We start from the raw sequence: 20,200 nt of genomic DNA, 5'->3' as shown, positions 1-20,200 counted from the left end.
ACCATTCAAAAGTTATCCACAGGCTATATTTTTTCAGCCCATTTTCACTTAAATAATTCACACTTTTTAGAGTTATCCACAGAAGTTATCCACAGGTATGTTGATTTTGTTGATAACTTTGTTACTAACTATATTATGGTAATATTTTACTTAGTTGTTTATTTACTTTTTTATCCAAAACACATTATATTGTTGAATCTATTTTCCATCACCAAATATATTGTGTCAACTTTTTTTCTTTACACTTATATCTGTTTTTAACTTATCCACATTTTGTGGATAAGTTAAACTATTATTTTCACCATTTTTCATATATTATATACAACTATACAACAAAAATTCTAAAAATTTTTATAAATGTTTAAATTTTAAAAATTTTTAAAAATGAATCTTTACATGTAAACATTTTTATGATAACATTTAAACATAAATTAAATACTTTAGCGTGTTACTGGTTATGCAGGCAAGGCTTAAATATGTGTGAATTGTAATAATTCCTTCACCTTGGTGGAATTATATAATTTGTAGATATTTAAGCCTTTTTTGTTTAACTTAAATAAGCTGGCCAGCTTCAAAAATTTTTACGCTATGTAAATACAATAATTAACTTAAGAATTAAAAATAGTTTTAGGAGGATTAATATTATGCTACAATTTTTACAAAGAATTGGTAAAGCTGTAATGCTTCCAATAGCTGCTCTTCCAATTGCAGGTATATTACTTGGTGTTGGTGGTGCATTCTTAGGAATCGCAGGGTTAGAAAATGCGCCTGCTATTTATCAACCATTACTTGCTTTTATATCTATTCCTGCTGTTCATGCTGTATTAACAGTTATGAAAAACATAGGAGATATTGTTTTTGGTAACCTACCAGTATTATTTGCTGTTGGTGTTGCTGTAGGTCTTGCTAAGAAAGATAAAGGTACTGCTGCTTTAGCTGCTGTATTTGGTTTCTTAGTAATGAACCAAACAATTTCTTCACTTTTAGCTTTAGGAGCTACTCAATTAGGCGTATTAACACCTGATAACGTTGGTAAATACGGAACTTATGTTACAACAAACTTAGGTATATTCACATTAAATATGTCAGTTTTCGGTGGAATTATCACTGGTTTAGTTACTGCTGCATTACACAATAAATTCCATACAATTCAAATGCCACCGGTACTTGGATTCTTCTCAGGATCAAGATTTGTACCAATAATAACTTCATTAGTTATGGCTTTAGTTGGTGGAGTACTTGCTTTTGCTTGGCCAGTTGTTCAAGATGGTATTTCAATAGTTGCAAACTTAGTTAGAACTTCAGGATCAATTGGGGTATTCTTATACGGATTAATTGAAAGAGCTTTAATTCCATTTGGATTACACCACGTATTCTATACACCATTCTGGTATAGTTCATTTGTTGAAGGTCAAGTTCTTCTAAATGGTTCTGTTGGAACATTCACTACAGTTGCTGGTGCTAACACTGCATACTTCGTACAATTATCTAATATGGGAGCATTAGTTGGAGCTTCTGCATCAACTATGGGTACTATAGTAAACAGTACAACTGCTTTCATGACTGGTAAATTCCCATTCATGATGTTTGGTTTACCTGCTGCTGCATTTGCTATGTATAAAGCTGCTGCTCCAAGCAAAAAGAAAGTTGTAGGTTCATTATTAGTTTCAGCTGCCGTTACTTCATTCTTAACTGGTATAACTGAACCATTAGAATTTACATTTTTATTCGTAGCACCTGCTTTATATGCAGTTCACTGTGTACTTGCTGGTTTCTCTTATATGATTATGGCAATGCTTAAAGTATTCATTGGTATGACATTCTCTGGTGGTGTAATTGACTTTGCTTTATTTGGTTTATTACCTGCTGGTGCTGGTGTTAAAACTAACTGGTTATACGTTATCTTAGTAGGTTTAGTTTATGCAGTAGTTTACTACTTCTTATTCTACTTCTTAATTACTAAGTTCAACTTAAAGACACCAGGTAGAGATGAAAACGAAGGTGAAACTAAGTTATTCACAAAAGCTGATTTCCAAGCTAAAAATGGAAATGATAAAGAACAACCTGCTGCTACTTCTGGAAAAGGTGAAATAGCTGAAAAAGCACCTGCTGTATTAGCTGCTTTAGGTGGAGCTGAAAACATAGTAAGTGTTGATGCTTGTATCACTAGATTAAGAGTAGAAGTTAAGGATAAGGCTAAAGTTCAAAAAGATGAACTTAAAGCATTAGGTGCTGCTGGTGTTGTGGAAGTAGGAAACGGAATTCAAGCTATTTTCGGAGCAAAAGCAGACGGCTACAAGAACGAAATAAATTCAATTCTTGGAGAGTAATTGGATATATTTTATTAAAATAAAATTGTCAACAACTCATGTAAATAACAACTCACTTTAAAATATAAGGCTGTCATATTAAATGACAGCCTTTTTTTATACAATTTATAATATATATTCATCTTTAAATTTATTGATTATTTCTTTGCATATATCCGGTCTCTTTCTTAATTTCTCAATATCATATTTAGTACCTAAGTAGTCTAATATTTCAACTGCTTTTTTCAGCAATAGTACACTTCTAATATTAATTCCCTTATCCATAATTAAATCACCTTATATCCTTTCCTATATTATTAATTTATTCTCAGTTACTTAGGAAAGTTACTTAAGGCTCATACATATTAATCTATAATTATATTTTTCTTTACATGAAGATCCATTTGAGGATATGGTATTGATATTCCCTCTTCATCAAACTTAATTTTTACTGTTTCAAGAAGATCATAATATACAGTCCAATAATCTTCTGTTTTACACCACGCTTTAACAATAAAATTTATAGCACTATCACCATGCATTGATATTCCAACAAAAAATTCTGGTTCTTCTAGTACTAATTCATTCTTTTTCAATATATTTATAAGTACATTTTTTACTCTAATTACATCTTCTTCATAAGCCACACTAAAAGTAAGGTCTACTCTTCTTGTTTCTTTTGAAGAATAGTTTACTATACTTCCATCTGTTAATGTTCCATTAGGAATTAATATTTGCTTATTATCAAAGGTAACTAAATATGTATAAAATATGCTTATTTTTTCAACAACACCTGAATGCTCTGTTGTCTCTATAAAATCTCCTACATTAAAAGGTCTAGCTACAAGAATGATAACTCCTCCAGCCAAGTTTGCTAAACTTCCTTTTAAAGCAAGACTCAGAGCTACTCCTGCTGATGCTACTATAGTAGTAAGCCCAGTTAAGTTCACTCCAATGTATTGAAGTATTATTATAATAAGCACTGTTTTTAAGGTAACATTCATTACATTATCAAGGAATCTAGTAATTGTTTGATCTGCATTTTTACTTTCCAGTATCCTTCTAATTCTTTTTAATGTTTTATTAATAACCTTCCATCCTATGGATAGAAATATAATTCCAAAAAACACATTTACCCCTCTAGTGATTACCCATTCATATAGTTTTTCTAACATCCTTTCTAACGATACAATATCTTTCATTTTTGCCCTCCATCCTTATTCTATAAGACATTTTATATTATATCATCTTAAATATTATTTTTTAAATATTTTTACCAACTCCATCAATACTGTCGATATTAAAGCAAGTAATATACATATAGCAAATTCCCTTAGTCCAAAATAATTAGGTATTGAAAAGATTTCTCTTAATCCTGGAAGCAGTACTATGAAATATAATACAAGACATATGAATATTGCTCCTAAAACATGTTTATTCTTTACTACACCAATCTTAAAGATTGAAACATTATCTGATCTTGCTGGTAATGTTTGAAATATTCTACTTAAGGTAATAGTTGAAAATGCCATAGCTGCACCTAATGCAGGTGAAACTTTATTACCTAAGTATTGTGAGAAAATAACAGCAATGCTTATTATTATTCCTCTTATCAAAATAACTGCACTAGTTCCTCCCTGCAATATTCCTTCATTAATATCTCTTGGTGGTTTATTCATAGTATCAGGCTCTGCAGCTTCAAAAGCTAATGCAATAGCTGGTAAAGAGTCATTAATAAGATTAATGAATAAAAGCTGTAAAGTAGTAAATGGATTTTCCCAATTCATCACTACAGCAAATACTATTGCTATAATGGCTGCAAGGTTTCCTGCTAAAAGATAGGTAATAGATTTTTTTATATTACTATATACTGTTCTTCCTATTTCTATAGCATTGACAATGGTTGCAAAGTTATCATCAGTTAATACCATCGCTGCTGCATCCTTGGCAACATCAGTTCCACTTCCCATACCAATACCTATATTGGCCTGTTTAAGTGCTGGCGCATCATTAACTCCATCACCAGTCATGGCTGTAACCTTACCTTTTTCCTGCCATGCCTTCACTATCCTTATCTTATTTTCTGGTGAAACTCTTGCATACACAGTAATATGTTCTAACTGTTCACTTAATTCCTTTTCGCTTAAAGCATCTAATTCTTGACCTGTTAATGCCTTATCACCTTTAGACATTATGCCAAGTTCTTTAGCAATGGCTGCTGCTGTAGTCTTATGATCACCTGTTATCATAATTGTCTTTATACCAGCACTAATAGCTTCTTTCACAGCTCCAAAGACTTCTTTTCTTGGTGGATTAATCATTGCCATAAGTCCTACAAAAGTAAGATCTACTTCATCTTCTATGGCAGGCACAAAATTTTCATCTGGAACATCTTTAATAGAAAAAGCTAATACCCTCAATGCTCTGTCAGAAAATTCTTCATTAATTTGCTTATACTTATTTAATATTTCTTCTGTCATTGGAACTTCATCACCATCATTTAATGCCTTAGTTGACCTTTGTAGTACTATATCTGGTGCTCCTTTAACAAACATGATTGCATTGCCACCAATGGAATTTACAGTAGACATAAGCTTTCTATCTGAATCAAAAGGAATTTCATTTAACCTATCATATTTTTCTCTTATTTCCTTATAATCAAGACCTCGCTTTTCTGCATATCTTAAAAACGCAACTTCTGTTGGATCTCCTATTTCAACTCCACCTTCAGCAATTTCTGAATCATTACATAAAGTTGAGCTTAAATTCATTGCTCCATCTTGACTTTCTAAAGTTGTATCTGTATCTATATTCTTTTTCTTTATACCATACATAAAGAAATCTACCACTGTCATTTTATTTTCAGTAAGTGTTCCTGTTTTATCAGTACATATGATACTGGTAGAACCTAAAGTCTCAACTGCTGGAAGCTTTCTAATGATAGCTTGTTTTTCTGCCATTTCCTTTGTTCCAACTGAAAGCACTATAGTTACTATTGAAGATAATGCTTCTGGTATGGCTGCCACTGCCACTGCAATTGCAAACATAAATGAACTAAAGATTAAATCTTTTAAATTTCCACCTACTCTATATCCTCTAAAAACTTCAACACTAAAGATAACAGCGGCAATTATCATTATTATAATTCCTAATTTCTTTCCAAAATTATCTAGTTTAACCTGTAAAGGAGTTTGCTTTGTACCTGCACTTTCAAGAAGCGTTGCCACTTTACCAACTTCCGTATTCATACCTGTGGCTGTTACTATCATGGTGCCTCTACCATAAACTACAGTTGCTCCACTAAAAACCGAATTCCTTCTATCTCCTATAACCACTTCATCCTCAATTTTATCTGTATGTTTAAGTACTGGTTCTGATTCACCTGTAAGCATCCCCTCAACAACCTTAAGACTCTCAGCTTCAATAAGCCTACCATCTGCAGGAATATAATCTCCAGCTTCTAAAAGAACTATATCTCCTGCCACAAGTTCTCTTACTTGAATGGTAACTTTTTTACCATCCCTTATTACCTTGGCATTAGGAGCTGATAATTTCTTTAAACTATCTAATGAACTTTCTGCTTTCCTAGATTGAGTTACTCCTAAAATTGCATTTAAAATAACAACAATCAATATTATTATTGATTCTACTAATTCACCTAAAAAAATTTGTACTACTGCTGCCGCTATAAGAATTATTACTAATGGATCTGCTAAATTTTCTAAAAACATCTTCCATAAAGGTGTCTTTTTACCTTCTGTAAGTTCATTATATCCATCAGCCTTTAGCCTTGAAGCTGCATCACTGCTGCTAAGCCCATTTTTGCTAGTGTCCAGCTCTTTAAAAACTTGTTCTATTTCTTTCCTATAAGCCATAAAAAAATCTCCTTCCTCATTTTTTCATGACTTTAGTATTTGTATTTTTTCAGATATTATAAAAAGACTGCAAATTTCATAACTTGCAGTCTTTTTATAATATCTATTTCTTTTTTAAATTAATTTATTACATGAATTTAATTGCTAAAGGAAGATATACAAAAAATGAAATAGTAAATACTATATGAAGTACTCTGTACAGTTTATAATTTTTCTTCATAATAGTTCCTGTTATACCTATTGCTATCATTATGCTGGCAAATCCAATGTACTTAATAAAATCAGCCTGTCCAAATTTTAAGACTACTGCTGCTATCATTGCAAGAACTGATATTGCACCTAAAAACATATGAGCTTTAACATAAACTTTTTTCTTAACCTTAAATAATTTTGGTATATAATAAACTAATAATGATAAGCAAAATAATAATGATGATATTCTTTCCATTTTTTATTTCATCCTTAGCTATATTTAACTAGTAGCTGTTGCTCTTGCAGCATCTCTAGCAGCCTTTTCTTCTGGTGTAATAGTTTTGATTTTAAATATAAAATAGTATAGCTTAAATAATATTAATGCTATTAAGGTTATTCTCATAGGCAATACATCTACAGTTATTAGTGGAATTGCTATCATGGTATCTGCAAATGCTAATAAAATCACCTTTTGCTTTAATGTCATTGCTCTTTCCTTAACAAATGATTCTAAGTGCTTTTTATATACTTTAGTGTTTATAAACCAAGTATTAAATCTTTCTGATCCCTTAGCAAAACAAAATGATGCTAATAATAGAAATGGCGTTGTTGGTAGAATTGGTAAAATTACACCTATTGCACCTAAAGCAAACGCTACCAAACCAATGCATATATAAATACCTTTTTTAACCTTACTCATATCTCAAATCTCCTTATTTATTTAATGCATGTCTTACTACTTCTGAAGGTTTGTATAATAACATTCTTGGTCCTGAAAATTTCATTACCTCTTTTGCTTTTTCTTTCATATCCTTCTTGTAACAGTGAATTGGACATCTTGAACAGGTTGATTTTTCTTCTCCAAATTTACAAAAACTTAATCTCTTATGAGCATATTCTAAGAACTCCTGACATTCCACACAAAGTTCACCTTTAGTGCCATGTTTCTTTTTACAATATATTTCTACCATAAGCTTTATGGTTTGTTTTTCTCTTTCTATTCTTGTCATAATTTTCTCCCTTTTAAATGATAATTATTTTCATTTATATACTTTAAGATATCATAGTAATTTTCTATACATTTTAAATATTTTTAGTTTTTTTTTATTGTATTTTTAGAATTAATCATCAGTAAAATTTTAATTATTTTACTATAAAGAAAATTTATTTTTATACGCCACCACCTTTTATTACTTTTTTATGAAAAAATTGCTTTTTTTAACTTGTTATTCTTTATACCGCCCAGTATAATTAATAAAAATAAACTATTGGAGGGAAATTATGAGTATCTATGATTTAATAAATAAAAAGAAGAAAAAACAAAAAGCTAAAATGGTAAAAACAGCTACTTTAACTGCTGCTCTAGGAGTTACTGCTGGTGCTACTGCAGGAGTGTTATTTGCACCTAAGTCTGGAAAAGAAACTAGAGAAAATATTGCTAATAAATCTTCTGAAACTAAAGATAAGTTAGTTGAAAAAACTAAAGCAACTAAAGCTGCTATAAGCAAAAAAGTTAGTGAAGGTAAAAAAGATGTTTCTACTGCTAAAGAAAAAATTTCTGAATACTTAGCTTCTAAAAAAGGTCAAAAGCAAGAAGCTTGTGATGTAGTTGAAGAATTAGCTTTAGCTGATACAGAAGTTGATGAAGAAATAACAGAAGAAGAGTTAACTGAAGAAGTTTAATAGGAGATTAATATGTACATAAGCTTATCGCTATTATTAAATGTCATCTTAGGTTCATTAGGAATAGCTGCACTTATATTATTTATTATACTTATATTAAAAGTTTTAAAGCTTGTTAATAATATAAACTCATTAATTGATAGCAATAAAAATAATATAACTAAGGCTTGTAGTAATCTTCCTACTATTTCTAAAAATGCAATTGATATAACTGATAATGTAAAGGGAATTACAGATGTAGCTACAGAAGCAACTGCTGAGGCTATTGTTGCTAAGGATAACTTTCTTTCAAACTATGAAACTATAAAAGACATTATCAATATAATTGCATCAATATTCATAAAATAGTAAAAGGAATCCAAAATTATTGTTTTGGATTCCTCTACTTTTTTCTTATTTATAAAGCTGCTATTTCAAATAAATATAATCCACTTATTACTGCCTCTGGTGCAATAATTGCTATCTTAGACATTTCAGATACTATATCTTGTCCATCTAATAATTTATACAAAATAGAGGCTATTATCTCTTCATTAAAAATCCCCCTTCATATATTATCTTTTCCCTATAATATATGAAGGAGGCTTTCTTTATGTTACATAGTTTTAATACTGACAATAAATAAACTCTGTAATGATTTCATAATTAATTCATAATTATGAAACGTATTTGTTTATTTTGTATATTTCTTTATAAACTTCTCTTATATTTTCAAGCATCATCTTATTGTAGATGTTGTCTGATTTCTTAATATGGTCTTCTATTTTGTCTAATAGCTCCTTGATATTTTGATCTGTAAATGAAGTAATCATCTTCATATCTTCCACTATATATTTTGAATCTATATTTTTAAATTTATCATTACTAAATAAAATATATAATTCATGAATATTTAATATTAAAAGCCTGTTTTGACTGATAGACTTTATTGCTCTCTTATTAAGAAACTCTTTATTATTCTCCAATCTACTTTCAATTAATGATGTAATAATAAATAAATTATTCATACCATGCATATTGTTTTCTGTTGGTGATAAATATACCTTCTTAAGCATTGCTTTTACTGCCTCTAAATACATACCTTCTAACTCTCTGGTATAGTCTTCAATTTTTCTTGGTAAGATAAATCTATTTATAATTATTGCTAATACAACACCAATTGCAACAAATATTATTCTTCTTAAAGTTAAAACAGTAGTATTTCCTAATAAAGCTGCAGCTCCTATGGCAGATACTGTAGTACATATTGTCTTATGCTTATATTCACTTAAGTATGAGTTTACATATCCAGCAACAATAAGAATTATACTTCTTATGGCAACGCTTTTAAAAATACTAAATACTATTACTATTATAACTGCTCCTATTATGGTAGCTATAAATCTATCCTTAGCCTTCTTTATGGAAGCCTCATATATAGGAACTACCAATGAAACCATAGTAAATATAATCCATCTTCCTTCTGATAAATTAAAGTAATCACTAACAAAAGCTGCTAAAGAAATTCCAATAGCTGATCTTATTGCAAAAGAAAGTTTTACTGAATTCATAATAAATCTCTTCTTATTTATTGATTGCAATTGAGTAGGATAATCAGTTTCTGTAAATTTAATATTATTATAATTTTCTTTACCTAACACTCTCAATTCTGTAAGAGCAACCTTTAGTATTTCTAAAGAATTTAAAATTTGTATAGCATGTATTCTACTAGCTTGTATATCTTTATGATTATCAATAACACTATCTATATAATCTTCTAATTCTTTTATATTATTATCTTCACCTAGTACTACATTAAGCCTTTTCATACATTGTCTTAGACCTATTATTATCCCTTTAAGCTCTTCAACATTATTAATTTTATTTAAATTTATAGATATCTTTTCAAGGGCAGATAAAATATTTACCTTAATTCTTGCTTCCTCTGTTATATAAAAATTTTCTTTCCTATTATCATAAACAATAGCTCTAAATTCATCTATATATTTTCTGATATCTTTATCAATATTAGAATTGTCTTTTGGAGCTATATCTTCATCTAGTATAATATCTATTTTTTCTATTATCTTGCTACATATGTTTTCAATGATCCTATTACCTTTTTTAAAGATTTTTTGTCTATTGAAAAGCATTTGAAAAATCATTATAGCTATAGGTGCCACAAGTAACGAAGCTAATCTAATTGGCATTTCCTTCAATGTTACAGGTGTTGCTAAAATAAAAGCATATTGTAACGTAAACGGAACATATAAAGGCTCTTTTAAATTAAAATATAGTCTATAATTAATTATAAAAATTATGGCAAAATTTATAGGAATACCTATCCAAGGATTTAATAATGCAATATAAGCTCCAACACCTGTTATTATATTTAAAGCTATAAGCTGCATCAAATTCTTTAGAGGTGACATAGTTAGATCCACATTTGTAAACATCAACATAGCTGTGATAGTGGTTACTCCTATTAATGTATTTTTATCACCAAAAATACTTTTGAAGCCCATTATAAAAGCTATTATGAAAACAAACGTTATAGTTTGCTTTTTGATATTTTCTTTATTAATTACTTTTTCATACTTCATTAACACTTCCCCTTTTATTATTTATATTTATATTATACATTATATTAAGATTTTGTAAAAGTTTATTTATACCATATAAAAAAATAAGAGATATAGTATAATATAATACCATATCTTTTATCATCTATCTATTAATGACTACATCCTTCATGGTTACATGCATTTTTCCTTGAAAACTCTACAAGTCTACCTTCACTATATGCTTTTAAGTTTTCACCGATAGTTCCTTCTACAGCTTTAAACACCTTAATACCATTATTGTTTAAACCATTTATTGCTCCTTGTCCTATGCCATTTACTACTACAATATCAATATCTTCACCTTTTATGGCTTTAATAGGACTACAATTTCCATGAACATGATTTAAATCACCATTATTTATTACTCTAACTTCATTACTAACTAAATCACATACCACAAACATAGGTGCAGTACCAAAATGTCCATAAGGCACACTTTCTAATCCTAAATTATTACTTACTGGAAAACATATTTTCATTTTTGAATCCTCCTTAAATCCTTTTTTACAATAACACCCTTTATTCTTACACTCCTTCGTACATTTAAATGAAACTATTTCCTTTTGTGTACTTAATGAATGAAGATAGTTTTTTAATATTTCTAAAGCATGTGGATTAATCTGAAAAATCATATGATAGCCTCGTTTATATCCGCTTATCAAATGAGCTTCCTTTAATATCTTTATATGCTGTGATACTGCTGCTTCACTAATTTCAACTTCTCTAGCAATTCTCTTTGAACATACATTATTATTAGAAATTATATTCAATATCTTTATTCTGCTTTCATCTGATAATGCTTTGAAAATTTTAACTATATCCTTCATTAAATGCTCCTTATATAATTTAATTAAGTAATTACTTAATTAAATTATACTACTTATAAATTTTAGTGCAACTTCTTTTGTATATTTTAAAAATTATTTCCAATAATAATAATTTAATGATATTCTTTTTTATATAAACTTTTTATCTTTAAAGAAAAAGGAGGATACTTTTGAATACGAAATTTAAAAACATAATTATATATTTAATACCGTCTTTTTTCGTACTCATTATATTTGGCATAATTTATTATTTAAAAGGGCTATTTCCCTTTGGTAATGGCAGTATTGCCTGGGCAGATATGTATGAGCAGCAGATACCTTTATTTTATAAATTATCTGATATATTGCGTACTGATCACAGCATATTTTATGATTTCTCCAGCGGTATGGGGCAAAACTTTCTAGGTATCTCTGCTTATTATTTAATAAGTCCTTTTTCATTGTTAACTATTTTAATACCAAGAAACTTTATTGCCAACTTTATGAATATATTACTTGTACTTAAAGTATGCTTAATAACAGTTTCTTCTATGTTTTTCTTCCAAAAAACATTTAAGAATCTATCAAAATGGTGGATGTACTTCTTTTCAATATGCTATGGCTTATGCAGCTATACATTTATAATGTATCAACTGATTGGTTATCTTGATTTCCTTATAATCTTCCCTTTACTACTTTTAGCCTTGAGAAGATTATACGATGATGGTAATCCAGCTTATTATATAACGCTATTTACCATATCAGCTGCCTGTAACTTTTATGTGGGCTTTATGTTATTTTTATTTATAATTTTTGCATCCTTTATTTATTTAAAGCTTTATTATCCTAAGGAATTCATAAAGGATAGGATATTTAAAATATTATGTAGTACGTTTTTTTCACAACTTATAGTACTACCATTAACATTGCCATCAACCATACAGATTTTAAAATCTAATAGAGTTCCTGAATCCATTACAACTATTTTAAGTGGATCACCATTTTCATATATTTTAGATAAAATTTCTTATTTCTTTTTAATTGGTGCCATATTACCTTTTATCATAATGTTACTGATTAAATATAAAGAAAATAGAAAGTTCATTATCTTAACTTTAAGTACCGTTGCTTTTACTACCATACAAGTAATAATTGATGGTATTAATAAATTATGGTACATGGGATGCTATTCAAGCTTTTCATTAAGCTTTGCCTTTATACCAACTTTTATCTTAATAATAATGGCAGCATACTATATTAATAAATATGATAACAAAAACAAAAATTATCTTAAATGTATTTCTATTGTTCCTATAACCTTTATATTTGTAAGTGCAATTTATTATGTTTATAAGAATTACTATCTTGAAATTCAAGATACCATAAGAACACTTACATTACATTCTAATAAGAAAGTTTTCTTAATACTATTTGCCTTGTTTATGGTTTGCTTTATTTGTTATATGCTATTATTCCTTATTGCCAAAGGAAAATTATTATATATTACCTTAAGTATTTGTTTCTTTATCCAAGTACTATTTAACGGCTTAATATATATAGGTATAGATAGTTATAGCCCTTATATTAGCCAAGAATATGATGTATTAAATTCCCTATACTCATATGATTTTAATGATGAAAGCTACTTTAGAATAAAAGATACTTTTAATTTATTTAATTTTAATAGTTCCTATATCTCTAATAAGAATAATTTATCTCATTTTTCATCACTAACTGATAAGAATCATATGAATATTATGAAAAGACTAGGTTATAGTTCTGTGTGGATGAGGACTTCTGATGTTGGAGGAACTATATTTAGCGATAGCTTATTTAATATAAAATATGCCATAACTGATAGAGAGTTATCTTCAAAATACTATAGTTACTTAGATTCTATGGATTCATTTTATATCTATAAAAATAATTATTTCATTAATAATGGATTAATGATATCAAAAGATATTAATACTGACGTAATAATGAACTCAAAATCTGTTTTTGAAGCACAAAACAATCTTTATAAGATTTTAAGTAATGATGAAGAAAATCTTTTTAATGAATATAACTCCTTCAAGCTTACTAATTTAAGGGTTACAAACAAAAAAGACTCTTATTCCTATGAAATAGTAGATAAGTCTTCTCCTGCTTATTTAGAGCTAACAGTAAATTGCTTTAACAATCAATTATACTTAAATTGCTTAAAGAGCTTAGATAATAGTAAAAATATTGAAATATTCAATTGCTTTAAGGTTTATATTAATGATCAACTACTTAACTGTAAATTATCTAATAGATTTTATGAAAATACTGATGGTACATTTCCTTCAACATTTAATAATGGTCTCTTAGATTTAGGAAGTTACTCTGCTGAAGATGTGACCATAAAACTTGAAGTCTTAAGAGATTTTGATATCACAGAATTATCTGTGGGCAGTATGAATATTGATAAATTTGAACAATTTGTTTCTACTAAAACAGCTAGCTATTCTGATCTCATTACTTATGATAACAATTTAATTTATCAGGCAAGTACCAATGATAATAATCAAATGCTATTTCTAACTATTCCATATGATGAAGGGTGGATTTGTACAATTAATGGTAACCGTCAGCCTATAGAAAGTATTTTTGATGGATTTATTGGAATTCCCTTAATTGAAGGCTATAACTACATTGAGCTGGCTTATTATCCTAAAGGATTTAAGTTTGGTACAATAACAAGCTTATTAACACTTACAATAATCCTTTTTATTTTCTTATACTGGGTTAAAAATGGATATAAAATTAATACTATGTTGCTGTCAATTTCTTATTACTTATATTATATGCTTTTAGCATTAATACTTTTTATTTTCTATGTAATTCCTATATGTATATTTATCGTTAGACTATTTTCTTAAGAAAGGTGAGTAAAATCACCTTTCTTTTATTAAATAAATATTCAAACTTAACACTTTAGAAAACGTATACTAATTACAAATTTATTACATTTTACTTTAAAGTATTTACTTATGTTAAAAAAGTGCTAAAATTACTCTTGGAGTATTAACTTTATTTAACAAATTAGAATACTTTGTATGCAAATTATAGGAGGTAAAAATGAAAGTTTTTAATAAAAACCCTTTTAAAAACACTATTGTCATTTGTATATTAACATCAATGTTTTTAAACTTAGCAATAGAAGTTTTTAGTAGGAGATCATTTGTCGAAGGCTTTAAATACATGACTGGAAGTCCACTTGTGTTCTTATATAACTCTTTCATTATATGTATATCATTAGCACTTATATTCTTATTTAAAAGACGTGTTTTCGTTTATGCAGTAATTTGTACTATATGGCTTGGCTTTGGAATAACCAACGGTATTATATTAAGTAGTAGGGTTACCCCTTTTACAGCTGTTGATTTTACAATGATAAAAAATGCTTTTTCATTATTGCATACTTATTTTAATAATTTCCAATTACTTTTAATTGGTGGTGGATTAATACTTGCATTAATTGGTCTTGTTTTATTCTTTATATTTGCACCAAAATATCAAGGTAAAATTAAGTATAGCAGAAATATTCCAGCATTTTTATTACTGTTCTTTTCTTTCTTTGGAGTAACAAAGGTTGCTTTAAAGGCTAATATTATTACTGATTACTTTGGAAATATAGCTTTTGCTTATTTAGATTATGGATTCCCTTATTGCTTTGGTAATACATTATTAAATACAGGAATAGATAAGCCTGTTAACTACTCAGAACAAGCAATCAATAATATCTTTGCAGAAGATACACATGTTGGTGCTGATGAAGATAACATATCTGTATTAGCTAGTACAAGCTCCCTTGCAAATGAACAATACGGAACTCCAAATATTATCTTCTTACAATTAGAATCATTCTTTGATATTACTCAAGTTAAAGGATTAACTTTCTCAAAAGATCCAATTGCTAACTTCAGAAGCTTATCAGAAAATTATTCTTCTGGATTATTAGAAGTTCCATCCATTGGAGCTGGTACTGCTAATACTGAATTTGAAATTATTTCAGGAATGAGCTTAGATTACTTTGGACCTGGAGAATATCCTTATAAATCGATCTTAAAAGAAAAGCCAGTTGAAAGTGCTGCTTATTCTTTAAAGGATTTAGGATATAGCTCTCATGCAATCCACAATAATAAAGGTACTTTCTATACAAGACATAGAGTATTTTCAAGATTAGGTTTTGATACTTTTACATCTATTGAATATATGAACGACCTTGAATATACACCTTTAGGATGGGCAAAAGATGGCGTCCTTACTGAGGAAATAATTAAAGCACTTGATTCTACTGTGGATCAACATGATTTTATTTACACTATTTCTGTTCAAGGCCATGGTGATTATCCTGAATATGAAGTCCTTGAAAATCCAGCAATAACTGTTGGTGGAATTGAAGATGAAGGTATTCGTTACTCATATGAATACTATACTAATGAAATTCATGAAATGGATAACTTCATTGGTGAATTAATTGAAGCATTATCTAATTATGAAGAAGATGTAGTATTAGTTATGTATGGTGATCACTTACCAAGCTTAGGTATTGAAAATGAGAACCTTACTTATGATAATAACTTTGAAACTCCTTATGTAATGTGGTCTAACTTTAACTTACCTAAGGAAGATAAAAACTTATATGCTTACCAATTAACTTCATACACTCTTGATAGGCTTCACCTAACTGCTGGAACTTTAATAAACTTCCATCAAAATCATTCAGAAGATGAAGATTATCAAACTAACTTAAAGCTTCTTCAATATGATATGCTTTATGGTAATCAATATATATATGGTGGAATTAATCCATTTGAAAGAACTAAACTACAAATGGGTGTTGTACCAATAACAATATCTAATGTCTATGAACAAGATGGTCAGGTATTTGTAGAAGGCGAAAACTTCACTACCTTCAGTAGAATTGCTATAAATGGTCATGAAAAATCAACTACCTTTATATCTCCAAATCTTCTAATGCTTGAAGATACAGAGCTAAGTGATTCAGACTCTATAAGGGTAGATCAAGTTACAGTTACAAACTTTACTTTAAGTAAATCTGAACCATACGTTTATGGTGAGATATTAGATGAAAATAGTGAACTAGCTCCTATTGAAGAATCTGTAACACAATAATATAAAACTCTCGGCTATTTAACCGAGAGTTTTTATTTATATTTAATTGTTTTCTAAAGTCTTTATAACATTACACATTTCTATGGCACTTACAGCTACATCAAAGCCCTTATTGCCAGCCTTAGTGCCTGCTCTTTCTATAGCTTGTTCAATTGAATCTGTAGTTAAAACACCAAACATCACTGGAATATTACTATTTAATGATACTGTAGCAATTCCTTTTGACACTTCTGCACATACATAATCATAATGTGAAGTTGCCCCCTTTATCACCGCCCCTAAACATATTACTGCATCATATTTTTTACTATGAGCCATTTTTTGAGCTATTAATGGAATTTCAAAAGCTCCTGGTACCCAAGCAAGTTCTATATCATCTTCCCTAACACCATGTCTCTTTAAAGCATCTTCTGCTCCTCCTATTAACTTAGAAACTATGAATTCATTAAACCTAGCTGCCACTATTCCTATTTTTAATCCTTCTGCTACTAAATTTCCTTCTAATACTTTCATTTCTTAATCCCCCTTAATATTTTAATAACTTACCATATGATTCATTTTTTCTTGTTTAGTCTTTAAATAAAACTCATCATTTGGATTGCTGGCCATTTGAATTGGCACTCTTTCCACTACTTCTAAGCCATACTCTTCTAATCCTTCAATCTTACTTGGATTATTAGTCATAAGCCTAATTTTGTTAACACCTAAATCCTCCAATATTTGAACTCCTACAGTATAATCCCTCATATCTGCTGGAAAACCTAACTTTATATTTGCTTCTACCGTATCATATCCCTGATCCTGCAAAGCATAAGCTTTTATCTTATTTATAAGACCTATGCCTCTACCCTCTTGTCTTAAATAAACAAGTACTCCTTGGCCTTCTTCTGAAATTCTCTTCATGGCTGCATCATATTGCTCACCACAATCACATCTTCTTGAACCTAAGGCATCTCCTGTAAGGCACTCTGAATGAACTCTTGTTAATACAGCTTCATCTGTATTTATCTGTCCCTTTACTAACGCCACATGATGCTCACCATTAAGCTTATTAACAAAGCCATACATCATAAAATCTCCATACCTGGTAGGCATTTTTGCTTCTGCTACTCTTTCTATTATCTTTTCATTGGCTTTTCTATACTCTAGTAAACTTTTTACTGTTATTATCTTTAAATTATGCTCTTTTGCCATTTTAATTAAATCTTCTGTTCTAGCCATGTGCCCATCTTCTTTCATGACTTCACATATTACTCCTGCACCCTTTAACCCAGCTAACTTAGCTAAATCCACAGCTGCTTCTGTGTGTCCAGTTCTTTCTAGCACACCATTTTTCTTTGCTGCTAATGGAAATACATGACCTGGTCTTCTAAAATCTTCTGGCTTAACACCATTCTCTAGAAGCTTAGAGATAGTTAATGCTCTTTCATAAGCTGATATTCCTGTAGTAGTATCTTTATAATCAACTGAAACAGTAAAAGCTGTCTCATGGTTATCTGTATTGTTTTCTACCATTGAATTTATCTGTAATTCCTTTAATATTTCTTCTTCCATAGGTGTGCATATAAGTCCTTTTCCATAAGTGGCCATAAAATTTATCGCTTCTCCAGTGACTTTTTCTGCTGCCATCACTAAATCGCCCTCATTTTCTCTGTCCTCATCATCTATGACAATTATTATCTTTCCCGCTCTAATATCTGCCACTGCATCTTCTATATCATTAAATTTAAACATATTTATTCCCCCTTTAAATAAATCCATTTTCCCTTAAAAAGTCTTCACTTATATTACTTTTTTTCTTCTCCTCTTCCTTAAAGCTTAATAACCTTTCAACATATTTTCCTAAAATGTCGCATTCTAAATTTACGCTCTCCCCTACCTTCTTTTTAAGTAATATTGTATTCTCTCCAGTATGAGGAATTATACATACCTTAAAAGCTTTATTATCTACATAAGTTACTGTAAGGCTTATTCCATCAATTGTAATTGAACCTTTTTCAATGATATATTTTAAAATTGAAAGTTTTGCCTCAATGGTTACTTCTATGGAATTATCTATCCTTTTAAGACTAACTATCTTTCCTACTCCATCAATATGACCACTTACTATATGCCCTCCTAGCCTTGAACTTAAAGTTAGTGCTCTCTCTAAATTAACTTCACTTCCTAAAGTAAGGTTTCCTAAATTGCTACGTAATAATGTTTCTGTCATTACATCAGCTTGAAAGCTATGATCATTAATATCTGTAACTGTTAAACATACACCATTGGTACATATGCTATCTCCTAATTTAGTTTCTTCTAGCACCTTATTGCACTGTATCAAAAGTTTTTCAGAGTTAACTCCCTTAGTTATTTTTTTAATTACTCCTATTTCCTCAATTATGCCTGTAAACAAACACTATTCACCTCTCTTCACTTTTCCCTTAATCCATATATCTTCTCCAATAAACTCCACTGACATTTTTTCCAACTTAAAGGCTTGGCTTAATTCTTTAACACCATCACCTGCTATGGCAGACTTTGCCTCTCTCCCACCTATAATTTTAGGGGCAATAAATATATTTACTTCATCAACAATCCCTTCTGCTAAAGCACTATAATTTAATTCTGCACCACCTTCTAACAGTATGCTATCTATCTTTCTTTCAGCTAAAGATACCATTAATCTATCTAAATCTACTTTATTATTCTTGGCTTCTAATATAATCACATCTATTCCTCTATCCTTAAGAAGCTTAAGCTTTCCCTTATGAGCCATTTCTGTGGTGGCTATTATGGTTTTATTTTTAAACTGATCATTTACTACCTTTGCATCTAATGGAATCCTTAGCTTACTATCAACCACTATCCTTATGGGATTTCTCCCCTTATCTATCCTGCAGGTGAGCTCTGGATTATCAGCTATAATAGTATTTACCCCCACCATTATCCCTTTTAACTCATTTCTAAGCTTATGGCCTTCTAATCTTGCTTCTTTACCTGTAATCCACTTAGACTTTCCAATAGCTGTAGATATCTTTCCATCTATGGTCATGGCACTTTTTAATACTACATAAGGCCGTTGGCTAGTTATGTATTTCATAAATACCTTGTTCATTTCTTTACATTTATCTTCTAAAACTCCTATCTTTACTTCAATACCATTTTCTTTAAGCTTTCTTATTCCTCTTCCTGCCACTAATGGATTAGGATCCAATGAACCTATAACTACTCTACTTATTCCTTTTTTAATAACCATATCTACGCATGGAGGAGTCTTGCCATAATGTGAACATGGTTCTAAAGTTACATAAAGACAAGCTCCCTTTGTATCTTCTTTAGCATTATTAAAAGCATTAACTTCTGCATGAGCCTCTCCATAACACATATGATATCCTTCACCTATTATCTTGCCCTCTTTAACAATAATTGCCCCTACCATAGGATTGGGACTAACCATTCCCTGCCCCCTTTTTGCTAGCTCTATTGCTCTTTCCATATAAAATTCATCCATAAAAACCCCCTAAAAATTGCTGTGCAATTTTAATGATGAATGATGAATTACGAATTATGAATTAATGATGAAA

At 29.5% G+C, this 20,200-nt stretch carries 17 protein-coding genes; 5 read left to right on the top strand and 12 right to left on the bottom strand.

Translation table 11 applies throughout. The annotated features are described in order from the left end of the window. Window positions 1-644: 644 nt before the first annotated feature. Window positions 645-2,330: a PTS transporter subunit EIIC gene (locus Q5O44_RS12045; RefSeq protein ID WP_022168678.1), complete on the top strand. Its 1,686-nt coding sequence runs from the start codon at window positions 645-647 to the stop codon at window positions 2,328-2,330. Between the two features lie 105 nt (window positions 2,331-2,435). On the opposite strand, the gene Q5O44_RS12040 is transcribed toward Q5O44_RS12045, so the two are convergent. The 6 genes from Q5O44_RS12040 to Q5O44_RS12015 all read right to left on the bottom strand — a co-directional run bounded on the left by Q5O44_RS12040 (window position 2,436) and on the right by Q5O44_RS12015 (window position 7,386). Beyond that, window positions 2,436-2,594: a hypothetical protein gene (locus tag Q5O44_RS12040; protein ID WP_022168677.1), complete on the bottom strand. Its 159-nt coding sequence runs from the start codon at window positions 2,592-2,594 to the stop codon at window positions 2,436-2,438. Between the two features lie 80 nt (window positions 2,595-2,674). Beyond that, a complete protein-coding gene (locus Q5O44_RS12035) occupies window positions 2,675-3,511 on the bottom strand; it encodes a mechanosensitive ion channel family protein (protein ID WP_022168676.1) in 837 nt (278 codons plus the stop codon). Between the two features lie 54 nt (window positions 3,512-3,565). Continuing rightward, window positions 3,566-6,184, bottom strand: coding sequence for a cation-translocating P-type ATPase (locus tag Q5O44_RS12030; RefSeq protein WP_022168675.1), 2,619 nt, complete (start codon window positions 6,182-6,184; stop codon window positions 3,566-3,568). A 127-nt stretch (window positions 6,185-6,311) separates the two neighbouring features. Next, window positions 6,312-6,632 (bottom strand): hypothetical protein, encoded by a 321-nt coding sequence (locus Q5O44_RS12025; RefSeq protein WP_022168674.1) that lies wholly within the window; start codon window positions 6,630-6,632, stop codon window positions 6,312-6,314. Between the two features lie 24 nt (window positions 6,633-6,656). Continuing rightward, window positions 6,657-7,076 carry a YbaN family protein gene (locus Q5O44_RS12020; RefSeq protein WP_022168673.1) on the bottom strand — a complete coding sequence of 140 codons (420 nt, stop codon included), beginning with the start codon at window positions 7,074-7,076 and terminating at the stop codon, window positions 6,657-6,659. A 13-nt stretch (window positions 7,077-7,089) separates the two neighbouring features. Beyond that, window positions 7,090-7,386 carry a nitrous oxide-stimulated promoter family protein gene (locus Q5O44_RS12015; protein WP_022168672.1) on the bottom strand — a complete coding sequence of 99 codons (297 nt, stop codon included), beginning with the start codon at window positions 7,384-7,386 and terminating at the stop codon, window positions 7,090-7,092. Between the two features lie 271 nt (window positions 7,387-7,657). Between Q5O44_RS12015 and Q5O44_RS12010 the strand changes: the two genes are divergently transcribed. Both Q5O44_RS12010 and Q5O44_RS12005 read left to right on the top strand, forming a co-directional pair. Continuing rightward, complete coding sequence (locus tag Q5O44_RS12010; protein ID WP_022168671.1) at window positions 7,658-8,059, top strand: YtxH domain-containing protein; 402 nt, start codon at window positions 7,658-7,660, stop codon at window positions 8,057-8,059. 12 nt (window positions 8,060-8,071) lie between these two features. Then, on the top strand, window positions 8,072-8,407 hold the full coding sequence (locus tag Q5O44_RS12005; RefSeq protein WP_022168670.1) for a hypothetical protein: 336 nt from the start codon (window positions 8,072-8,074) through the stop codon (window positions 8,405-8,407). Between the two features lie 308 nt (window positions 8,408-8,715). On the opposite strand, the gene Q5O44_RS12000 is transcribed toward Q5O44_RS12005, so the two are convergent. Both Q5O44_RS12000 and Q5O44_RS11995 read right to left on the bottom strand, forming a co-directional pair. After that, window positions 8,716-10,641 carry an FUSC family protein gene (locus tag Q5O44_RS12000; RefSeq protein ID WP_022168669.1) on the bottom strand — a complete coding sequence of 642 codons (1,926 nt, stop codon included), beginning with the start codon at window positions 10,639-10,641 and terminating at the stop codon, window positions 8,716-8,718. Between the two features lie 131 nt (window positions 10,642-10,772). Then, complete coding sequence (locus Q5O44_RS11995; RefSeq protein WP_022168668.1) at window positions 10,773-11,489, bottom strand: metalloregulator ArsR/SmtB family transcription factor; 717 nt, start codon at window positions 11,487-11,489, stop codon at window positions 10,773-10,775. A gap of 170 nt (window positions 11,490-11,659) precedes the next feature. On the opposite strand from Q5O44_RS11995, the gene Q5O44_RS11990 reads away from it, so the two are divergent. Together Q5O44_RS11990 and Q5O44_RS11985 are read left to right on the top strand one after the other, a co-directional pair. After that, entirely contained in the window at window positions 11,660-14,371 is a 2,712-nt protein-coding gene (locus Q5O44_RS11990) for a YfhO family protein (protein WP_022168667.1), read from the top strand. A gap of 199 nt (window positions 14,372-14,570) precedes the next feature. Next, on the top strand, window positions 14,571-16,631 hold the full coding sequence (locus Q5O44_RS11985) for an LTA synthase family protein (RefSeq protein WP_022168666.1): 2,061 nt from the start codon (window positions 14,571-14,573) through the stop codon (window positions 16,629-16,631). Between the two features lie 42 nt (window positions 16,632-16,673). On the opposite strand, the gene ribE is transcribed toward Q5O44_RS11985, so the two are convergent. The 4 genes from ribE to ribD are packed head-to-tail and all read right to left on the bottom strand — an operon-like array spanning window position 16,674 to window position 20,127. Next, entirely contained in the window at window positions 16,674-17,144 is a 471-nt protein-coding gene (ribE, locus tag Q5O44_RS11980) for a 6,7-dimethyl-8-ribityllumazine synthase (protein WP_022168665.1), read from the bottom strand. A 21-nt stretch (window positions 17,145-17,165) separates the two neighbouring features. Further along, window positions 17,166-18,365 (bottom strand): bifunctional 3,4-dihydroxy-2-butanone-4-phosphate synthase/GTP cyclohydrolase II, encoded by a 1,200-nt coding sequence (locus Q5O44_RS11975; protein WP_302637978.1) that lies wholly within the window; start codon window positions 18,363-18,365, stop codon window positions 17,166-17,168. Between the two features lie 13 nt (window positions 18,366-18,378). Then, window positions 18,379-19,029: a riboflavin synthase gene (locus tag Q5O44_RS11970; RefSeq protein WP_022168663.1), complete on the bottom strand. Its 651-nt coding sequence runs from the start codon at window positions 19,027-19,029 to the stop codon at window positions 18,379-18,381. Window positions 19,030-19,032: 3 nt separating this feature from the next. Next, window positions 19,033-20,127, bottom strand: a complete 1,095-nt coding sequence (ribD, locus tag Q5O44_RS11965) for a bifunctional diaminohydroxyphosphoribosylaminopyrimidine deaminase/5-amino-6-(5-phosphoribosylamino)uracil reductase RibD (RefSeq protein WP_022168662.1) — start codon at window positions 20,125-20,127, stop codon at window positions 19,033-19,035. Window positions 20,128-20,200: the final 73 nt, after the last annotated feature.

The organism is Clostridium sp. CAG:221 (genome assembly GCA_000435835.1).
GTDB lineage: Bacteria > Bacillota > Clostridia > Clostridiales > Clostridiaceae > Clostridium.
The sequence above is the reverse complement of the archived record's forward strand: the minus strand, read 5'-3'. Positions and strand labels throughout refer to the sequence as shown.